At 44.4% G+C, this 20,275-nt stretch carries 11 protein-coding genes and 1 tRNA gene; 2 read left to right on the top strand and 10 right to left on the bottom strand.

What is annotated here, in order from left to right; genetic code table 11:
- Positions 1-110: 110 nt before the first annotated feature.
- The 3 genes from RLO19_RS02390 to RLO19_RS02380 all read right to left on the bottom strand — a co-directional run bounded on the left by RLO19_RS02390 (position 111) and on the right by RLO19_RS02380 (position 4,367).
- Positions 111-1,274, bottom strand: a complete 1,164-nt coding sequence (locus tag RLO19_RS02390) for a GuaB3 family IMP dehydrogenase-related protein (protein ID WP_446353509.1) — start codon at positions 1,272-1,274, stop codon at positions 111-113.
- Between the two features lie 241 nt (positions 1,275-1,515).
- Positions 1,516-3,558 (bottom strand): flotillin family protein, encoded by a 2,043-nt coding sequence (locus tag RLO19_RS02385; protein ID WP_446353507.1) that lies wholly within the window; start codon positions 3,556-3,558, stop codon positions 1,516-1,518.
- A 122-nt stretch (positions 3,559-3,680) separates the two neighbouring features.
- Entirely contained in the window at positions 3,681-4,367 is a 687-nt protein-coding gene (locus RLO19_RS02380) for a DUF1449 domain-containing protein (protein WP_446353505.1), read from the bottom strand.
- Positions 4,368-4,561: 194 nt separating this feature from the next.
- On the opposite strand from RLO19_RS02380, the gene RLO19_RS02375 reads away from it, so the two are divergent.
- Together RLO19_RS02375 and RLO19_RS02370 are read left to right on the top strand one after the other, a co-directional pair.
- Positions 4,562-4,632: transfer RNA gene (locus RLO19_RS02375), tRNA-Cys, on the top strand.
- A gap of 82 nt (positions 4,633-4,714) precedes the next feature.
- A complete protein-coding gene (locus RLO19_RS02370; protein WP_446353503.1) occupies positions 4,715-5,317 on the top strand; it encodes a DUF1517 domain-containing protein in 603 nt (200 codons plus the stop codon).
- A gap of 41 nt (positions 5,318-5,358) precedes the next feature.
- On the opposite strand, the gene RLO19_RS02365 is transcribed toward RLO19_RS02370, so the two are convergent.
- The 7 genes from RLO19_RS02365 to RLO19_RS02335 all read right to left on the bottom strand — a co-directional run bounded on the left by RLO19_RS02365 (position 5,359) and on the right by RLO19_RS02335 (position 20,018).
- Positions 5,359-8,283 carry a response regulator gene (locus RLO19_RS02365; RefSeq protein ID WP_446353501.1) on the bottom strand — a complete coding sequence of 975 codons (2,925 nt, stop codon included), beginning with the start codon at positions 8,281-8,283 and terminating at the stop codon, positions 5,359-5,361.
- Between the two features lie 176 nt (positions 8,284-8,459).
- A complete protein-coding gene (locus RLO19_RS02360) occupies positions 8,460-9,644 on the bottom strand; it encodes a PP2C family protein-serine/threonine phosphatase (protein ID WP_446353499.1) in 1,185 nt (394 codons plus the stop codon).
- A 14-nt stretch (positions 9,645-9,658) separates the two neighbouring features.
- Complete coding sequence (locus tag RLO19_RS02355) at positions 9,659-10,036, bottom strand: response regulator (RefSeq protein WP_446353496.1); 378 nt, start codon at positions 10,034-10,036, stop codon at positions 9,659-9,661.
- Positions 10,037-10,172: 136 nt separating this feature from the next.
- The gene (locus tag RLO19_RS02350; RefSeq protein WP_446353494.1) at positions 10,173-15,659 is read right to left on the bottom strand and encodes a trifunctional serine/threonine-protein kinase/ATP-binding protein/sensor histidine kinase; all 5,487 of its coding nucleotides are present in this window, start codon (positions 15,657-15,659) and stop codon (positions 10,173-10,175) included.
- A gap of 114 nt (positions 15,660-15,773) precedes the next feature.
- Positions 15,774-16,856 (bottom strand): amidohydrolase family protein, encoded by a 1,083-nt coding sequence (locus RLO19_RS02345; protein WP_446353492.1) that lies wholly within the window; start codon positions 16,854-16,856, stop codon positions 15,774-15,776.
- A gap of 22 nt (positions 16,857-16,878) precedes the next feature.
- Positions 16,879-19,194 carry a TOMM precursor leader peptide-binding protein gene (locus RLO19_RS02340; protein ID WP_446353490.1) on the bottom strand — a complete coding sequence of 772 codons (2,316 nt, stop codon included), beginning with the start codon at positions 19,192-19,194 and terminating at the stop codon, positions 16,879-16,881.
- 209 nt (positions 19,195-19,403) lie between these two features.
- The gene (locus RLO19_RS02335; RefSeq protein ID WP_446353488.1) at positions 19,404-20,018 is read right to left on the bottom strand and encodes a hypothetical protein; all 615 of its coding nucleotides are present in this window, start codon (positions 20,016-20,018) and stop codon (positions 19,404-19,406) included.
- Positions 20,019-20,275 lie beyond the last annotated feature (257 nt).

Genomic DNA, 20,275 nt, shown 5'->3' with positions numbered 1-20,275 from the left:
CGTAGTCCGGGCGGAGTGTGGTGTGAGGAGTGAACGGAAACTTTTAGCTTCCGCTTTCTCTATGTTAACTCACATCAGTGGGGTTTGGGGGAGGCGTCAACCCACAAGTTTTATTTACCCATTCCCAACTGCTGCGCTTTCTGGTAAACTTTCCCTTCTGTGAGCAGAGATGGCGCAATAACAACCTCCACTTGCTGCATTTCTTTCAAGTTCTTAGCGCCCAAGGTTCCCATACTGGTTTTCAGGGCACCTAAAAGATTGTGAGTGCCGTCATCGAGTTGCGCCGGTCCAATGAGAATTTCCTGTAATGTTCCCGTACTCCCGACTTGGATGCGCGTTCCTCGGGGCAGAACTGGGCTAGGGGTTGCCATTCCCCAGTGAAACCCTCGTCCTGGGGCTTCTTTGGCACGAGCCAGAGGAGAGCCAATCATCACCGCATCTGCACCACAAGCAATACATTTACAGATATCTCCTCCCGTAATTAACCCACCATCAGCAATGACTGGCACATAGTTACCCGTTTGTTGATGATACTCATCACGAGCAGCGGCACAATCAGCCACCGCCGTCGCCTGAGGTACTCCCACACCCAAAACCCCCCGCGAGGTACAAGCCGCACCAGGACCAATTCCCACTAAAACAGCCGCCGCACCAGCTTTCATTAAATTCAGAGCAACTTCATAAGTGACACAATTACCCAAAATCACGGGCATCGGCATATCCTGGCAGAACTGGGCTAAATCTAGGGGGGTGACTGACTCTGGCGACAAGTGAGCCGTGGACACTACGGTTGCTTGTACGAAGAATAAATCAGCACCCGCCGAGGCGACAATTTCACCGTATTTCATCGCGCCTACTGGTGTAGCACTCACAGCCGCAATCCCACCTTGGTCTTTGATTTCCCGAATTCGCTGGCTGATTAATTCCGGTTTAATGGGTTCGGCATACAAATCCTGCATCAGATTAACGAATTCTGACTTACCCACGGAGGTGATTTGCTCTAATATCGGCTCAGGGTCAGCATAACGGGTTTGGATGCCTTCAAGGTTAAGCACCCCTAAGGCTCCTATCTGAGATAGCATAACTGCCATTCGCACATCGATTACTCCGTCCATCGCACTGGCAATGATCGGAATTTCTCGTTCAATGCTCCCCAAACGCCAACGGGTGTCTGCCAAATTAGGGTCTAGCGTCCGTTGTCCGGGGACTAGTGCGATTTCATCGATGCCGTAGGCTCTGCGAGCTGTCTTACCTCGCCCAATTTGAATATCCACGCTTCTCTATTCGTTCCCAAGACTATTTAAGCTAGGGTATCAAATTTTGTCTTATGTCTTATGTATTAGTGTTTGTTAGAGAACTCTTAACAGGGAACTCTTAACAGGGAATTCTAGAAAGCTCATCGTCTGATGTCTCCTCTGATCCCCTAGAAGGGCGGGCGCGAGTCAAGTTATCGGTTTGTGGCAAAACGTTATCAGTAAAACCCGCCCCTACAGTCCTGCTTCTGGAGTTCCTGCCTTAATTGTGACGGGTTTTGGAATCTTCGCTCTTGCTCTTTGCCCCAGAGACGTGATCCGGTGGCGTGGAAGCCTGATCACTCTTAACCTGAGACGGTTCAACAACTTTCGTGGATAGGGAAGAGGGTTGTCGTTGTCCGGGAGATTTGGACGGGGGAGGGGATGGCGGGGTTTGCCGCTTGACTAATGGAATCTCCGATTCGGCTAAGAACTCTGGCGGAGTCGGGTTGCCATTCCCTCCATTTTGGCTCGGATTATTCCGCATCAACTGACTCACATGACCAATTAACGTTCCCAGCTTCCCTTCATCCAGAAGTGTGTTGATTAACGATAAGCCACTGGTCGAGAGTAATAGTTTGTTAATATCACCCATCCCATTCCCATTACCATTACTGCCATTCATACCTGGGAACGCGAAAATTCGGGTATCTCCTAAAACTCCTGGCTGTGGCGCTAAAGCTTTGGCAATTTCTGGCAGTTTGTCTACCAAATCGGGCCAAATTGTGGTTAACACTTGGGCGCTTAACTTCGAGTCACTCAAGGTATTCTCGGCTTCAATGACTGCCCGTTTTCCTTCGGCTTCGGCAAGGGCTTTATCCCGATTCGCTTGGGCTAATGTGCGAATGGATTCAGCTTCTAATTCTGCCGCTTGACGCGCAATTTCCGCTTGACGACGACGGCGGAATACATCAATTTCAACGACGTTCTGATCGGCGATCCGCCGTTTTTCTGCCTCTTGTTCCGCCGAAATCAGCGATAGGCGTTTTTCCCGTTCCGCTTTTTCAATCTCTGTCGCCGTAACCACACCGGATTCCGCTTGGGCGCGTTCGGCTTCACAGACAAAGCGTTCCCGTTCTTTATTCGCGATCGCAATCGCTGCTTCCTGTTTCGCCACTTGTGATAAGCGTTCAGCCTCAGCCACCCGAACTTGAGCTTCTAGGCGGGAGGAATCAACGGTTTGCTGACGGGTAATTTCGGCAATCTCGGCTTCCTGTTTTTGCAATGTTTGGGCGACTTTTAGCTGTTTATTCCGTTCCTCTAGGGTAATATCAGCTTGAATTTGGTTTTCTTGAACCGAGAGTTTGCGGCGAATTTCTTCTTCTTCAACGGATTTATCTTGTAAAATTTTCGTCCGTTGTACGGTGGCGGCTTCTCGGTCTTTGGCTTCTTGAATTTCCCGTTGTCGCTGAGATTTTAGGGATTCCACCTCCAGTTGTTGCGCCAGAGTGGCGTCTTCTTTTTCTCTGGCGATTCGCAGGGATTGCTTTTGGGCATCAAGTTCCTGCTGTTCAATTCTCACCTGGGTACTCAGTTCAACTTCCCGTTTTTGTTGGATGGATCGTTGAATGGTTTCGGTTCGTAGGCGTACCCCTTGGGCATCGAAGAAGTTATTTGTATCGTAGGTATCGCTTTCTTCTATCTCAGAAATGGCGATATTATTCAGGGTTAACCCTACTTTTTTTAGGTCAGGCTGAATCAGATTCAATACTTCATCAGCAAACCCTAATTTATCAGAATCAATTTCCGTTAAACTCTGCTTCTTGGCAGCAGCTCTAATCGCATCATCTGCTCGTTTTTCTAGGGCTTCTTTAATATCTTCAGTCGAAACCCTTCCTTGTTTCGAGAGTCGAGCCGCAGCGGTTAACACATCGTCTTTATCGGCATTGATACAGACATAAAAGGTTGCCCGCATATTTGCCCGCAGATAGTCTTGAGTACGAACGGCTAGATTTCCTGTCCGTTCCACATCAATAGAAATTTCGCGTAATGGAACACGGGTCAGTTCATGAAATCCGGGCAAAACGATACAGCCGCCGTAAAGAATAACGGATTTCTTTTTAACGAACAAACCGCCCGTTCTGACAAATGCTTCATTATTGGGGGTAATTTTATAAATCAGTTTGTAGGACCATAAGCCCACGAGAAGCAATAAAATTAGTGCGCCAATCAAACCGGGGAAAAAGAGCATCCCACTGGGCAGTTGTGCCAGGGTAGATGATACCGGGACAGGCTGGGAGGTTGAGGACGTAGATGGTTGTGACATGGTAGTTGGCGATTAGTAATCTATAGGTTTTATTGAAGCCTGGAACTTATACACATTGAGGGTTTGTGTAAAAAAAATCACAGTTTGCCAAAACCGTACACAGACGGTTGTGTATTCACCCGTTACGGTGAATCCTTAAGCTGGGATGAATTGGACAACCACTGCTGTTGATCAGAACTGTCTTTGGTAATCACGCGATAGCTTTCCGGTTGTCGCTCAATAACTAAAACGTAATTGCCTCGATTGGGAATTATTTTCGCCCATTGAGGCAAAGTGGCATTAATCGTAACCAGATTACCGTTGGGATCAAGAACATCAACTTGACCGATTTTGCCTTGACTTTCCAGGGGAATTGAACGGGAACTGACAGTACCCTGACAACCAATTAGGCGATCGCCACTAGCATCTTCACCAAAGTCGGCGAAAATTTTGCCCAAGGGTCGAGAAATTAAGCCACCGCAGAATAAACTTAGCACCAGGGATGTACCGCCGACGACACCGCCCAATAAACCTGTGGGAATCGTACCCGTGACATTTGCGATCGCCACATTAATCATCCAACCGAAAAGCCCCACCAGACTACAGTCGGTTGCTAAGAGCAAAATTAGGGGAACTTTACCCACACCAAGTAAACCGAACATTGATCCCATGGCAAAATCGCCACCGGTATCCACATCGATGTCCGCATCAGCATCTACATCAAAATCAAAATCATCATCACCGCCACCGGAGACAATCACAACGAGAAATAGGAGAACTCCCATCCCTAAGAAAATCCAGTAGGGCAGGTTGAGCAGGTTGAATAGCATGGATAGAGGTAGCGATCGCCACTGTAGCGTTAGCTCTTATTCTCAGCCTAGCGGGGAATGGACAAAATAGCTTCACTCCTCTAAAATACTTAACGTCTTGCAAAGGCAAAAAGAATTCCACCGCAAAACAGACACATACTCATGAGATAGGCTATAATCCCTATTGTAGAGACGTAGCATGCTACGTCTAATCGGGCGGCATCGCCAAGTGGTAAGGCAGGGGCCTGCAAAGCCTTTACCCCCAGTTCGAATCTGGGTGCCGCCTTTTCGAGAAACGTGACTCCTGTTTGTTTGCTCCGTTGAGGACTATAATTGATTGCCATCCTGAGCAAGTAGAGGAGAAGTACATGAGTTCTTGGCGCGATCGCTTGAATAAACTGAGTGGCAAAACCCGCTTAGTCGTCTGTCGGTTGTTTGTTCATTTAACCGGCAAAGAAGTCGCGCCGTTATTGGGAGTCCTCAATCAGGCGGCGCGAGATGCGGTAGAATCCGATGGAGATTTGGGGGTTCTGGGAGAAAGCCTGGTCGATATTTGCCAAAACCTCTTACAGTACAACACCTATTGGCAATCGGCTGCTAATGAAGGGAATGTATTTTGGAATGAAGGGGAGGCGGGAGATTATGTGAGTGAGTTATTTACCGACTCTGCCCAACGGTATTTGAGTGAGCCTGACTTTAATGGATATTCATCGGAGGATGAACCCCTATCTTTGCCGGTCACTCGTAATTTAATTGTGATGATTACTATGGCATTTGAGGGGGAAGTGCCGGAACTAGAAACCAATCTGGCGGATATAGAGGCACTAGAAGAGGGTCTCAAAGCTTTAATTAATCTCCATTATCAGGAACGCTTGCGAGCCATTCAAGTTCACTTTTCGCCGGCTCAATTTGGCGATCAATTGACAGATGAACAACTGTTGGTTAATTTCCCCGAACTGATTCCTCTCTAACTCGGGAATGCGCTCTCTGTTGCTTCTCGAACACTATGACGCTATTTTGGTCTTGTCATTTCACAGAGTCTAAGGTAATTAAGTGCCGCTCTATCGTGATGATTAATGGCTAGAATATCTTGAAAAATTGCCACGGCTAAATCAATTTTGTTTTGATAAAACCTAACAATTCCTTCTTCAAATTTAGTTTTCGTTTTTTCTTTTAATTGAATTACAAAATCAGGTTCCGAATCAAAAACTTCAAAGACCGGAACCAAATGCTTTTTGCCTTTAACTTGCACTTGACCGATAAATCGATAGTGATATTGATTTTGATCTTCTAGACAAAATAAAGTATAACCACTAATTAAAATCGATGCCCCATAGACTTTAGTCAAATCTTCTAGACGTGACGCCAAGTTAACCGTATCGGAAATCACTGTACTTTCCATCCGTTGCTGTTCTCCAATCGTCCCCAGCATCAAACTACCCGTATGCAAGCCAATACCAATGGTAATCGCCGGATAACCCGCCTTTTCGCGATCGCGATTATAGCGTGTCACTTGTTGCTGGATTTCAATCGCCGCTTGTAAGCCATCATCGGCGGTTGCGGGAAACAGCGCCATGATTGCGTCACCAATGTATTTATCAATAAAACCCTGATGTTTACGGATAATCGGTCCGACTTGTTTCAAATAAGAATTGAGAAAATTAAAGTTCTCTTGAGGAGACATACTCTCCGAGAGCGTGGTAAAGTTACGAATATCCGCAAATAGAATTGACATCTCCTGCTGAACCTGATCCCCCAACCGCACATCCACAATACTTTCATACCCCAAAAAACGCAGGAATTCGTGAGGGACAAAGCGCCCGTAAGCACTATTAATTTTCGACAGATAAAGATGGGTTTTAATCCGGGCAATCAGTTCATGTTTAGAAATAGGTTTAGTTAAATAATCATTCGCCCCCACACTCAAGCCTTCCACCAAATCCGAGACTTGCTCCTTCGCTGTCAACATAATAATTGGCATTTCATTAGCAGGAAAGCGTTGGCGGATTTTTTGGCAAACTTCGTAGCCCGACATCCTGGGCATCATAATATCCAGAATCACCAAATCCGGCTTAAACCCCCGCTCAATTTTGGCTAAAGCCTCTATACCATTGGTTGCTTGAACAATGGCATAATTGTGGACAGATAGGTGATTGGTAACAACCTGCAAATTAATCGGTTCGTCGTCTACAACTAAAATCGTGAATTCGCCAGTTTTAGAAACCCGTGGTAAAGGTTCGCTGGGGAATAAGGTGCTATAGTCCCGCACTTTGGTGATTTCTGTACTGTATTCTGATGAGGGTTTAATCGGTTGGGAACTGATGGGAAGTGTGAAAATAAATCGCGAACCTTGACCCAATTCTGATTCAACGCGAATGGTTCCTCCGTGGAGTTCAATGAGTTGTTTAGTAATACTTAATCCCAATCCTGTACCCCTGTATGGACGGGATACAGAGGCGTCAAGTTGCTCAAAGGATTTAAAGATATCTTCAAACTTATCCGGGGCAATACCAATCCCTGTATCAGCCACCGTCACTTCTGCCCTATCCTGCTTCTGGGTTGCTGACACTGTAACGGAACCCGATTCGGTAAACTTAATCGCATTTCCCACCAGATTGTACATAATTTGTTGCAACCGATTCTCGTCTCCATCGATTCCGGGGAAATTTTCAGGTATCTCATTTTTCAACTCTAGAGATTTGCCCCTAATCAGGGGGCGAGACAGGGTAAGCACCACTTCGGTGATTTGGCGAAAGTCCACAGACTTGCGGTGCAATTCGATATCGTGGTTTTTCAGTTTGGCGAAATCCAAAATATCATTAATCAGACTTTGGAGGCGCTTACCACTGGAAACAACCATTGCCAGATTCGCCATTTGCACCTGAGACAAAGGACCAGCCGCCCCGTCGATGAGGGATTCAGCAATACCAATAATGCCATTGAGAGGGGTACGCAGTTCATGGGAGGTATTGGCTAAAAACTCATCTTTGAGTTGATCCAGGCGCTGCAACGCCGCATGCTTTTGTTCCAAGGTTTGGGTAAACTGAAGCCGTTCGGCTTCGGCTTGCTTGTGGGGACTGATATCTTGAAAAGCGGCAATAGCATAGATAACATTACCCTGGTGATCAAAAATGGGAGTTGCCCAAACCTCCAAAGGGATAATCCTATCGCCCTGACGGATTTCCATGTCATCAACCGTCGCTTGTTCACCCATAAGCGCCCGTAAAATTGGATCACGATGACTGGGATAGACTTGTTCTGTTCCCGCCAGATAGACGTGATAAATTGCAGCGAGTTGTTCGGATGGGTGTTTGGATACCACTCCTTTTCCCAGTAATTGCTGTCCTGTCTGGTTAGCATAGTAGGGTTGACCATTGGCATCAATTACAAATAAACCCACAGGTACAGCTTCCAAAAATTGCGCCAACTGTCTCTCACTCGCACGCATCGCCTCTTGGACTCGCTGGCGCTCAATCACTTCTTGGCGTAGATTTTCTAATAAGTCAGCTTGCGCCCGTTGTGCCAAACGCTCCTGCTGTTGCGCGGCTTTAATCTGTTGCACATGCTGGAGGGTTTTATGGGTGGTAATTTCTAAATCTTGGAAATCAATGGGTTTAGTCAGGAAGTCAAACGCCCCCAGATTCATAGCTTTGCGGATATTTTCCATATCCCCATAAGCAGAAAGAATAACGGCTTTGGTGGTGGGATAGTTTTGGGCGAGGCGCGTGAGTAAGGTTAACCCATCCATTTGGGGCATATTAATATCGGTTAAAACCATATCAATATCCGGCTGGGTTTGCAGCTTTTCTAAGGCGTCCAAACCGTTACGGGCAAAAATAAACTGGAGTTCCTTACGCCGGATCTTTTTTCTAAATTTCTGGCGGATTAGAAGTTCTAAATCAGGTTCATCATCGACAACCAGTATTTTCGCTGGCATTGTTTTTGCCTGATAAGGATGGACTGTAGAGACGCGATGCAAGAAGCGTCTGGGGGGCGGGTTTTACCATTAACGGGAAGGTTTTCACCCTGATGTCACTCGCGCCCGTCCCCAACGGAGTACAAGAATTTTAAGGGCAAAGGACAAAGGACAAAGGACAAATGACCAATAACCAATCACTGCTGCTTAAGGATAAGTAAGGTAATATCATCATGGACTTTCTGCTCTCCAATATGCTGCCACACTTGGTCAATAACCGCCTGTCTAATCTCACACGCTGAGCTGTGCCAGTTGGTTCTTAAAACCTCACAAAGCCGTTCTAGACCATATTGCACCCCATTCATATCTTCAGCCTCAGTAATCCCATCGGTGTAGAGGACAACTCCATCTCCTGGATACAACTGTACTGTCGCTTCAGCCACAAACTCAGCAATAGTCTCCGCCAAACCAATCGGGAAGCCTAAATCAATCGTATCAATTCGCTCAATCGTACCATTGGAGCGTAGCACAATCATTTGTTCATGTTGTCCACTAACCGTCAGAACACCTTGGTGATAGTCGATTAAGGCAAGGCTTAAGTTCTTGTCGCAGCCCATCCGTTGCAGGTTCTGGTAAATCGTTTGGTTAAGGGTACTCAAGAAGTTAACCGCATTTGTCTCGTTATTTATTAGCAGTGTCCGCACAGCGGTTTGTACCATCAGCATAAGGACACCGCTTTCTAACCCATGACCGGTGATATCGCCAATCCCAATTTTTACTGTGCCATTGTGTTCAAGTACGTCGTAGTAGTCTCCCCCTACCTCATCAGCAGGTTGCATATACCCAGCAATATCCAGCCCCTGAATTTGACGAAGTTCTGTCTCCGTTGGTAAAAGCATTTGTTGCAGTCGTCGGGTAATATCGAGTTCAGTACTGAGGCGAAGGTTTTCTGCTTCTAAACGTTTGAGATAATTTTCCTGGGCTAACGCCTGTTTGATCTGCTGGACATGTTGCAGAGTTTTGTAGGTGGTAATTTCTAAGTCTTGAAAATTGATCGGTTTGGTAAGAAAGTCAAACGCCCCCAAGTTCATCGCCGCTCTAATATTGTCCATATCCCCATAGGCGGACAGGATCACAGCTTTAATCACAGGATAGTCCGCTGCCAGTTTCATCAGCAAAGCGAGCCCATCCATTTGGGGCATATTAATATCGGTTAAAACCATATCAATATCGGAGTCAGATGAAAGCTTTTCGAGAGCGTCCACACCATTACGGGCAAAAATAAACTGGAGTTCCTTTTGCCGAATCTTTTTTCTGAATTTTTGGCGAATTAGGGGTTCTAAGTCGGGTTCATCATCGACCACCAGTATTTTGGCTGGCATTAGTGTTTAGTATGCTAATTTGTGGATATATTAAATATTTTTTCTTTAAGTTTGTCAAATTCAACGGGCTTATGAATATAATCATCGGCTCCGTATTCTAGGGAAAGGCGATAGTTTTCGTCATCGCCGTAAGCTGTAATCATAAAAACTTTTAAGTGAGGAAATTTGGTTTTGATTATCTTGAGTAATTCTAAGCCATTCATTCCGGGCATATTAATATCGGAAAGAATCAAAATAATGCAGTTTTTATCTTGACTTTCTAGATAGTCGAGGGCTTCCTGTGCTGAAAAAGCAAATTTAAACTCAATTTCACCTTTTTTTATTTCTCTTCTAAATCGTTGGCGGAATAAAAATAAGATATCTTCTTCATCATCGACAACCATGACTTTCATGATTAATTCCTCTAAATAAACACGGGTTGACATAAGGGATAAAATTAGAATGCGACCTGATTCTATGGAGTGAGGCGACGAGCTTCCCAGTACATCCTTCTAGACTTGCCATGACACGTCTGGAACATTGCGCCCTCTATTTTCTGGGCAAAATAAGCGTAAATTCGCTATACTCGCCCAATTCGGTTGCTACCTGAATCTCCCCTTGATGCTCTCCCACAATGATATCGTGACTCATGGATAAACCCAAACCCGTTCCTTGACCGGTTGGTTTGGTGGTAAAAAAAGGATTAAATATTTTATCTCGGATTTCAGTGGGGATGCCATTGCCGTTATCTCGGATACGGATTTCGACTTTATCTCCTAGATTTTTGGTTTTAACTGAGAGTGTGGGGCTAAATCCTGCGCCAACGGTTTTTTTCTTGTCATGGGCAGCATAACAGGCATTATTGATGACATTAAGAAACACTCGACTCATGTTCTGCGGCACAATATTAATCTGACCGATGCTGGGGTCATAGTGGGTTTCAACGGTAATGTTGAATGAGGAATCTTTGGCACGCATACCGTGATAGGCTAAATTAACATATTCTGCCAGAAGTGAGTTGATATCGACGAGTTGTCGTTCGCTACTTTGACCCCGTGAGTGCATCAGCATACCGCGCACGATATTGTCGGCGCGTTTGCCATGTTTGTTAATTTTTTTAACGTTTTGTCCTAAGTCAGTGAGAATTTCTTGAATATATTCAGTGCTTTCCGGGTCTAATCGTTCTTTTTGACTATCGAGTTCTTCTAAGAGTTCTTCGGCTAACTCAGCAGAAAGTTCAGCGAAGTTATTGACAAAGTTTAAGGGATTTTTAATTTCATGGGCAATCCCTGCGGTTAACGCGCCGAGGGAGGCGAGTTTTTCTTGGGCGATAATTTGATCTTGAGTGGCTTTGAGTTTTTTCAGTGTGGCTGAGAGTTCCTGGTTTTTCTCTTTGAGTTCCTCGGTTCTCTCATCAACTTTAATTTCTAGATTGCGGCTATAGGCTTCTAGTTGTTGATAGAGGCGGGAATTTTCGATGGAGATAGCGGCTTGGGCGGACAGAATTTTTAAGGTTTCGACTCGCTCTGGTGTAAAGGCGTCGGTGGTAAGGTTATTTTCTAAGTAAAGAATACCTGTAAGTTTGCCTTGATTGAGTAGGGGTGTACAGAGAATGGATTTGGGGTGAGTGGCGACAATATAGGGATCACGGGTAAATTGTCCTTCATGAGTGGCGTCATTTAAGACAACATTATCCTGAGTGTGAATCACGTAATTGATGATAGCGGTTGACAGCAGGGGTAACTGGGTGTCAGGATTAACAGCATCTACAGGACGCGATCGCAAAATATTAAGAGCTTGTGAATCCACTACACCTTCGGCTTCAATTACCCATTTCCCTTGCTTAGTTCCTGGCTCAATTTGGGATTGTAAAATCAGAAACCCTTTTTGTGCGCCTGCATTTTCAATCGCAATGTTCATTAGTTTGGCGAGTAAATTATCCAGCACAATTTCACTGGTAAGGGTTTGCGAGGCTTTCATCACCGTTGACAAATCCAAGGCTTGAGCATCACCCCCCGATGTAGAAATTCGGGTGCTAATCCCTTTACCATCAGTTCGATGGGTTGAACCGACTAAAATTTGCGGATATTCTGCTTCCAAGGCTTTGACTTTAGCCTTAGCCCCCCAGCGCGTATAACAATGGTGGGCATTTTTCAGGTAGAGTTGACCTATCTCGTCTCTACCTAGGGAGAAATAGAACTCCGCCGCGCGTTCATAAGCGATGGCTTCTTCGTGGATGAACCCTTGTTCCCTAGCACCACGAATCGCACAATCATAACGCTCCATGGCTAGGATTTGTTGACCCAAAACTCGCGCTTTTTCCGCTTCCACGAGTTCGTATTTGTGATGATAGTTAGCTGGAGCCTGTTCCGCCCATTTTTTTAACTGGGCTTGATTGGATAAAACTTTTTTCAGTTTTTCTTGTTTTGCCGATTCGTCAGATTGAAGACAAAGCGCCAAAATCGTCAGAGAATAGTAGAAAATATGTTGAGGATAAACTAAATAGGCGGATGAACTTTCGCCATAAGGGTCACCCTGTTCTGCCGCTTTTAATGCCTGATTGTATTGATTGAAGCCATAAAACAAAACGGTTTTTGCTAAACAGGTAATAAAAATTAGCCAGTGATTCTCACTCTGAATCCATTCTTGCAATAAAGCCTCATCCTCTTGATGGGAAGGGCTTAAAATGGTTCCCCATTTACGTTTGTCTTCTTCTAAAAAGCCTAAGCCAATTTTGATCGAGGCTTTGATGTAATAGATAGAATAGTTTTGTTTGAGTCTAACAATCAAATCATGATACTCGATATATTTAGATTCATACTCTGCTAAATTCCTACCCGAAAATATGGCAAATAGACAATAGCTGACGGCATTATAACAAGCGCTGGTTAGGTCACCCACTTCTAGGGCGATATGAACGCCTTCCTGCATTTGTTCAAGTTCTATTGCCCGAAACGAATCTTGCCAATGGCGCACAAATCCATTACTGTAATGGATGATTAGTGCTTTAAGTTCTCGAACATTAAATTTTTCCAACAAGCTTAAGGACAATTGCCCAAACCGATATCCAGTATCAATATCTTTCATCGCGCCACAGAGAAGCTGAGCATAGAAAATATAGACACCAGCCGCTAAAGGAGAATTGCCATATTCAATACAGAGCTTGACTGATGTTAAGGTTATCAGCGGATACAATAGAGGTTTGGTAATAATTACAGCATCGGTGACAACGATTAAAATTCCTATGGCGGCAAGTTTATCGGGATCGGTCATCTCTGGTAGATTTACTAAGTCTTCAATCTGCCTATTAGCTAATAGTAATTCTATGGCTCTCTGTTCATCTTGAATCATCTGTTGGCTTGGTTCTTTGGGCAAACGTATTCCCAGTTTTGCCAAAACTTCAAGCGCTGTATCTATCTCGGACTGCAACTGAAGTTGAGCATGATAGGATTGAATGATTAGCTCATACACCTTAACTTGATCGAGAAGTGTTTTGGCTTGTTGCAGCACAATCCTAGAAAGCTTTTGGGCGGCTTCAAACTGGGTATTAACGACTTTCGCTTCCATTGTTTCTATATAAAGTGCCAACGTTAAGTCATAGTAATTCGTCCAGCTATCGGCTGCGAGCAGTCCTCGCCCCATCTCTAAATAACTTAAAGCCGACTCATAAGCCGCCGCCGCCTTGGCTTTTTTTCCAGCCATTAAATTTAATTGGGCTAAATTATTCCGTTCTGCCTGATTATGAATCAACTCAGCACCGATATTTAATGAATTAACGATATCAAAAATCTTTTCTTCTAAGTCCTCTCGCTTGGTATTCTCCAGCAATAATTTACCCACTTCTAAATGAACTGCTTTTTTCTGGGCTTCTGGAATCAATGCATAAGCGGCTTGTTGAACTCGGTCATGCAAAAATTTATAAGAGATGGAGGATATATCCGGGTAGCGGATAGCAGATAAGTCTTCATACTCTCTATTCAACTCATGATTGTCTTGCCAAAGCAGAGGAATTTTGTACTCCTTACTTAGAGGCACAATCAAGCCTTCCTGAACGGCTGCCCAAAGATCTTTTGCTGTTTCTGACAATGATTTTCTATGGACAATAGAGAGAACACCTAAATTAAATTTATTGCCAATACAGGCGGCTAACTTCAATACCGTTTGCGTAGGATCATCAAAGGTTTTAATTTTCTCAATCATTAATTCAACAACATTATCCGTTATCTCCACGCCGCGAATTTGCTCAATATCCCACTGCCAGCAATCCCGAATTAACTCATAAGAAAATAATTTTTTATGGTATAGAGACTTAAGTAACTGCGTTAAGAAAAATGGATTGCCGTTGGTTTTATTTGCCAGTATCTCAGCCAGAGGTATTGACCGTTTGGGCAAGCAGTTAAGGGTGTCGCTAATCAACTGGTTGACATGAGCAACCTGTAAAGGAGAAAGGGTAAGAATACTTACTTTTGCCCCCATTTTTTTGATCTTTTCCCAGATCACCATCAGCGGATGAGTGGAACTCACTTCATTATCTCGATAGGCACCAATCATCAAGAGATATTGGCTATCCGGGTCATTGATCAGCAACTCAATTAGCTTCAATGAGGCTGAATCTGACCACTGTAAATCATCGAGAAAAATAACCAGAGGGTGTTCTTTGTTCGTAAAAACGCCAATAAAATTTTGAAAAACTAAGTTAAAACGGGTTTGGGATTCTGTTGCACCTAACTGAGGCACTGACGGTTGTTTGCCAATAATCCGTTCGACTTCAGGAATGACATCAATGATCACTTGACCATTACTCCCTAGGGCATCTAACAGCTTCTGCTTCCAGGTTTTAATTTGGGTTTCACTTTCTGTCAAAAGCTGGCGAATTAATTCCTGAAACGCTTGAATCAAAGAAGCATAGGGAATATTGCGTTTAAACTGGTCAAACTTACCGGAAATAAAATAGCCTCGCTGTCGGACAATCGGCTTTTGCACTTCATGCACTAACGCTGACTTACCGATACCGGAATAACCCGCCACCAGGATCAACTCAGTCGCCCCTTGACTGACTCGCTCAAAGGTGTCTAAAAGTTGGTGAATTTCCGCCTCCCTACCATAGAGTTTTTGCGGGATTTGAAACTTATCGGAAATATCCTGTTGACCGAGAGAAAACTGGGAAATTTCACCGCTCGTTCGTAGTTGATGCCAACAGGTTTCTAAATCGGCTTTTAGTCCCCAGGCACTTTGATAGCGCTCCTCTGCCGTTTTTGCCATCAGTTTCATGACAATATCTGAAACCGCTTTCGGTATTTTCCCTGCACCTGTGCTCCCCTGTACACCCGTTCCCCTGTCCAGAAGATCGGGTGGTACTGGTTGCTTAGCAATATGACAATGTACCAATTCCATGGCATCCTTTTTTTCAAAGGGGAGTTGATGAGTCAGCAGTTCATAGAACGTAACACCCAGGGAATAAAAATCTGTGCGGTAATCAATGGATCGGTTCATTCTCCCGGTTTGCTCCGGAGAAATATAGGTTAACGTTCCCTCTAAGTGATCGGCATTACGGATTGTGGGGTTCTCTTGCGATAAAATCGTAGAAATCCCAAAATCGATAATTTTGATCTGTCCCGTTTTGGGGTTATAAACAATATTAGAGGGGTTAATATCCTTGTGGATGATATTAGCAGCATGAATCGCGCCCAAACTCTCAGCTATCTTAATGGCAATAGTCAAGAATTCGTCTAGTGGAAACTGGCGCTCTCTCATCAATAACTTTAAGGAGTCACCGCCAAAATCCTCCAAGAGCATGACGAGACTATTCTGATATCGCTGTAAGTCATAGGCTTTCACCACACCGGGCTGATTCAGAGAACGGGTAATTTCATATTCTTGTTTATATCGGGTCAATTCTTCTGGAGTGGGATAATCGGCTTTAAGAATCTTAAGAATCAAGGGTTGACGAGCGCGATCGCGGATAGCTCGATAAACTAAGGAATTAGCGCTTTCGTAGAGTTGGGCGATAATTTGGTAACCAGTTAGGGTATTCATTGTGAGTGATAATTTCAGCCGATGTGTGCTTGTTAAGGGACAATATAGACGTTATAAAATAAGGTGCGTCAGCAACAGCTTAACGCACCCTCACCTGTAGTTATACAGATTTTCTTATTCTAGTCCGTAAAACCGAACGGGGTTATCCCAGAGGATCTTCTTGAGGGTTTTCTGGGATAGTCGCTCCTCCAGCACCAGCATTTTCTCCACAATGTCCATCTGATGATCTACATGAGGGTAATCCGTACCAAACAGCAGGTTGTCGGAGCCGATAGACTGAATCACCCAATCCAGATAAGGTTCAGAAGGCTCCATCGCCACAAAGCACTGGCGACGAAAATACTCCGATGGCTTCATCTTCACATTATCTTGTACCTCCCAGTGCAGGTTCTCATATTCTTCATCCAGTCGCCATAGCCAGTAGGGGAGCCAACCACAACCTGACTCTAGAAACCCTACTTTGAGATGAGGATGGCGCTCTAACACGCCACCTTCAATCAGAGCCAACATTGCCATCATCTGTTCCATAGGATGAGAGCAGGCGTGTATGGCAAATTCCGTGTTAAATCGATCGACTCCCGTCACCGACAGGCGACTATGAGCCGCCCCATGTAAACCGACAGCTATTCCTAATTCTTCACATTTCGTCCAAAACGGCTCGTAGGCGGGATCACTTAACAGTCGCCCCTTGATTGGGGTGGGGTGCAAAAAGACAGCTTTCCAGCCAAACTTGGCGATGAGATCGAGTTCTGATACCATGGCTTCAGGAGCATGAAGATTGATCGCTCCCACACCTTGAAGAATTTGCGGATCATAACTACAAAAATCTCGTAACCAATTATTATAGGCGCGGGTAAAAGCTCCAGCCAGTTGTGGTTTCATCGTATCAACTCCAAAAACCCACAGTCCGGAGTTTGGGTACACAAACGAGACATCAACCCCCATCTGTTTCATGGCTCGGACATGAGATTCTGAGTCAAAACCATTGAGTACAGCCATCGGATGCGTCTCCATCATTTGCTGTGTCGCTTCGCGGCGAAACTGATCCGATATCTTATTAATAATAGCTTCACCCTTAATTTTCATGTCCGGGGAAGGTGCAAAGCTTTTAAATGCAGGTTCCAGGTACTTCGCCCACATATCTGGGGGTTCGGTTATATGAGAATCGACATCAACGATTTTATATCCGTTAAACATAAGCCTCTATCGGTAATTTACATTACATCCACATCGGAAAAGGGTTAAGCTGATTTTCCGGAAGCGGTTCTGGTAACCAACCCAATTGCACAGGAACCTGATAAAGTCGTCCTGAACCTAAGCGTTTCCACCAGTGGCGCATTCCTGGAACAATCACTTTGACAACTTTGAGTCCGATATCAGGACGAGTTTGATCCAGTACCAGCATTTCCATACCCTGTTGCTCTACAATTTTCTGACAGGTGATAATATCCTCTAGCAGATCATCACTGCTAATGTGGGGATAATCCAGCCATACTTTTGCCGCCACTTGTTGATCAGGAACTAGATAAGACTGATTTTCTATTGTCGCCGTTTTCCACCAGTTTACAGCCAAAGGATCAGCCGCCGCCGGATACTGGGTACTGCCATCAGGATTCGCCGCTAAAACCCCAGGTAGGATTTGGTTAAGTTCGGTTAAGGCTCTTTGAATCGCCAGCGTCGGGTCAAAATGAGCACCGTAACCTAAAACAATATCTTCGACTTCCCTATCTAGGCGGCGAGTAATAGCGGCAAAAGTGGGAATACCCAGATCATTGGTAATATCCAGAACCCAGAGTTCACGATGCAGGGTTTGGTAATACTCCTGAAGCTGGTTAAAATAAGGCTGATGGAAACTGTCTAAATTAACCTGGGGTCTATTGATCTGGTTGTACCACCACAAGGCGACACAATCCCGCTCCACCAACTCCATAAACCCTTGCAAAATCGCTTCTTCTATCGTATTCCCAGCGGCACAGCCATTTGAGTCCGCCCAACAATCGGGTTTTTCCGGTTTAGGATAGCCATAATAACAGTAAGCCGTGGGCAGATATTTAAACCCTTGATTGGTTAATGACCAAACTGGAGTCCACTCAATTTCTCGTTCTTCGTCAAAGGGTTCTGGAACCCTTTGAAACCAACCCGAACAGCGCTGATTCCATTCCTGGCGGTTGTCGTATTGCTGTTGGCTAAAATTCATACAGGCATTGGGATGAATCGCTTTATCTCCCAGTTTTTGGTAACTAGATGTTTGCCGGATTTCGTCTCCTTGAAACACGCCAGAATACCGTTCAATCGCTTCGCCAAACGCACTTGCCCGGGCTTGGATATCGGTTCGACCTTTCCCTGCACTTCTACCTCCAATATTTTGGCGTAAGGCGTTCAAATCATCAAACATTGTGGCAAAATGATGCCGAGCCAAATAGGTATGGATCAAACCATCTGACCCTTGGTCGAGTTTGCGGAGTTCTCGTACTATTCCGGTTAGGGGACTAATCTGGTGTTGATGGTTTCTCAGGGTTTCTTCGGGAGAACAACAACGATGTCCGCCGTCTATGATGAATGTTTTTTTGCGGTGTCCCAGGACAATGGGCAAGGGTTTGCCCTGAAACCGATTTAAGATTACACCACAACTGGGACATTGGGGACGCTTAACTAGAGGATGATTTTGGGTTTCTAGAGAGAGAGTATCATGGGTGACTAACACGCCTTCTAATCGTTTATTCTCTCCCTGGACAATCCATTTAAACAGTTCAGTTGCTGCCATTCCCAACCCCGTTTGTAAGGTGGCGGGAAGGGAGCCAAGTGGCGGGATTAAGCCATGGGAAATATCATGATGTTTTTGGATAAACTCGGCAACGGGTCTGTTCCCTCGCAATCGTTGCGCTAGACAGTCCCAGCACCCAGTTTTTCTAGGATAAAATAGGGGACCTAGCCAAAGGATTGTCCCCACAGGTTTAACCAGCATCCAAGGGCGCGATCGCTCTAAGGCTTTTTGATTTAAACTATCTAGTTCTTCTTGGAGGTAGTCATTGGTTAAAATGACTTCGATATCGCCGTCTTCAGAAACTTGAATGCCCAGGGATTCCAGAGTGGAAATGAATTCCGATGTTGGCAGATTATCCCCAAAGCTTTTTACCGCTACTTTCGTCCTTTGTAAACGACGGTAGGCTTCCTGGGGATCGATCTGCAAATGGTCGCAGAAGATGGTTAAATCAGAGGGCAGGGGATCATTGCTTTCTACAATGTAGCCCTTCTCAGCCATTTGCATCAGGGCATAGCGACCTTTAATACTGACATTGAGAACATCCTGAAAAAAGGTAACAGCTTCTTCTAATGATGCATCTTCTGGTAATAATTCTTGTTGAATTTTATCAACGATATCCTCAAGAGTATAATTTCCATCCAGCCAAGGGCTTAGCCGTTTACATAGGTTGTCGTGAATCCAAAATGAGCCTCTTTCTGATAAGAAAAAAACTGTTTCTTTTTCGACATTTTTTACTAAATAATGAGCTTTAAATTTTGGCTTTTTCAACATTTTATCCACAAATAAATGGCTTTAATCTGCTGGAAAATAGTGCCTACTTTAATCCTAAAACCAATTCAACCCCATTTTGTTTATTTTAAATTCATACAATTTTTACTCTAAATAAATCAATTTTCACCAATCGCTTTACTTTTTAATGGCTAAAGAGGTAGCTGGCTACCTCTCTACAGACTGTTTGTTTCGTTAAACCAAGCGAAGATCTAGCATGATGTTGGTGGTATATAAGGATAAGGAGGAAAAACGGTATAGGTTTTCCCGTCGTGTTCACCTATGAGCAGGTTGCCCTGTTCGTCTGTAACATCTTGAGCCACCCAATCTTCTAATTGTCCTAAAGTAATTGTTGATTCCCCTAACTCAGGTCGTGGCGGATAGGGTATAACAATATTAAAGTAAAAGTTCTTGCCTTGTCCTTGATCTATCCACGGCTGCTTTATATCATCGAGAGAACCTTCCCACGTTTCCCAGCTTATAGAAAAACTATATACTTTCGTTAATTCGTACTCATTAAATATAGGTAACTCATAGTCATGAAAAATCGAAAGCAGCAGTTCTCGGAACTCTCCCGTTCCGTCATCGCCTAACAACTGTTTTAATTTACCGTCAGCCGAGCCATCATCTCCTCGAGGATCAATTAAAATGTTCTTGAGTTGTAGCGCAATCTCATCTCCCATCCATGAGCGGGCAACAAGTTGGGAGAGTTGTTTGCCTTGTTTCATCAATTGATAGATAAACGGCTCACTTGGATGAGATAATTTTTCTTTTTTTTCTCCCTTTCCTTGTTGCCAGTTTTCGATAAAACTCTTGCTTATTTTCATTTTTTATTTCCGGTATAATTTGGTTTTATGTAGCCTTGCCCAATGGGAAAAATTCGTTAACTGATTCGTACCTAGTCCAGATAATACTGTTTCGATTAAACTTTTGTCAAGATAAAATAATTTTATCAGGATTGGGGTATAAATCCCTGCACTTTCCCTGGGCTGTTGTTTACCAATGGTTCCCAGCATCAAACTGCCCGGATGCAAGCGGATCAGAGGATCACCCGCCCCTTCGCGATCGCGCCCTAGTATTGCTT

This window comes from Coleofasciculus sp. G2-EDA-02 (assembly GCF_040226375.1).
Lineage (GTDB): Bacteria > Cyanobacteriota > Cyanobacteriia > Cyanobacteriales > Coleofasciculaceae > Coleofasciculus.
The sequence above is the reverse complement of the archived record's forward strand: the minus strand, read 5'-3'. Positions and strand labels throughout refer to the sequence as shown.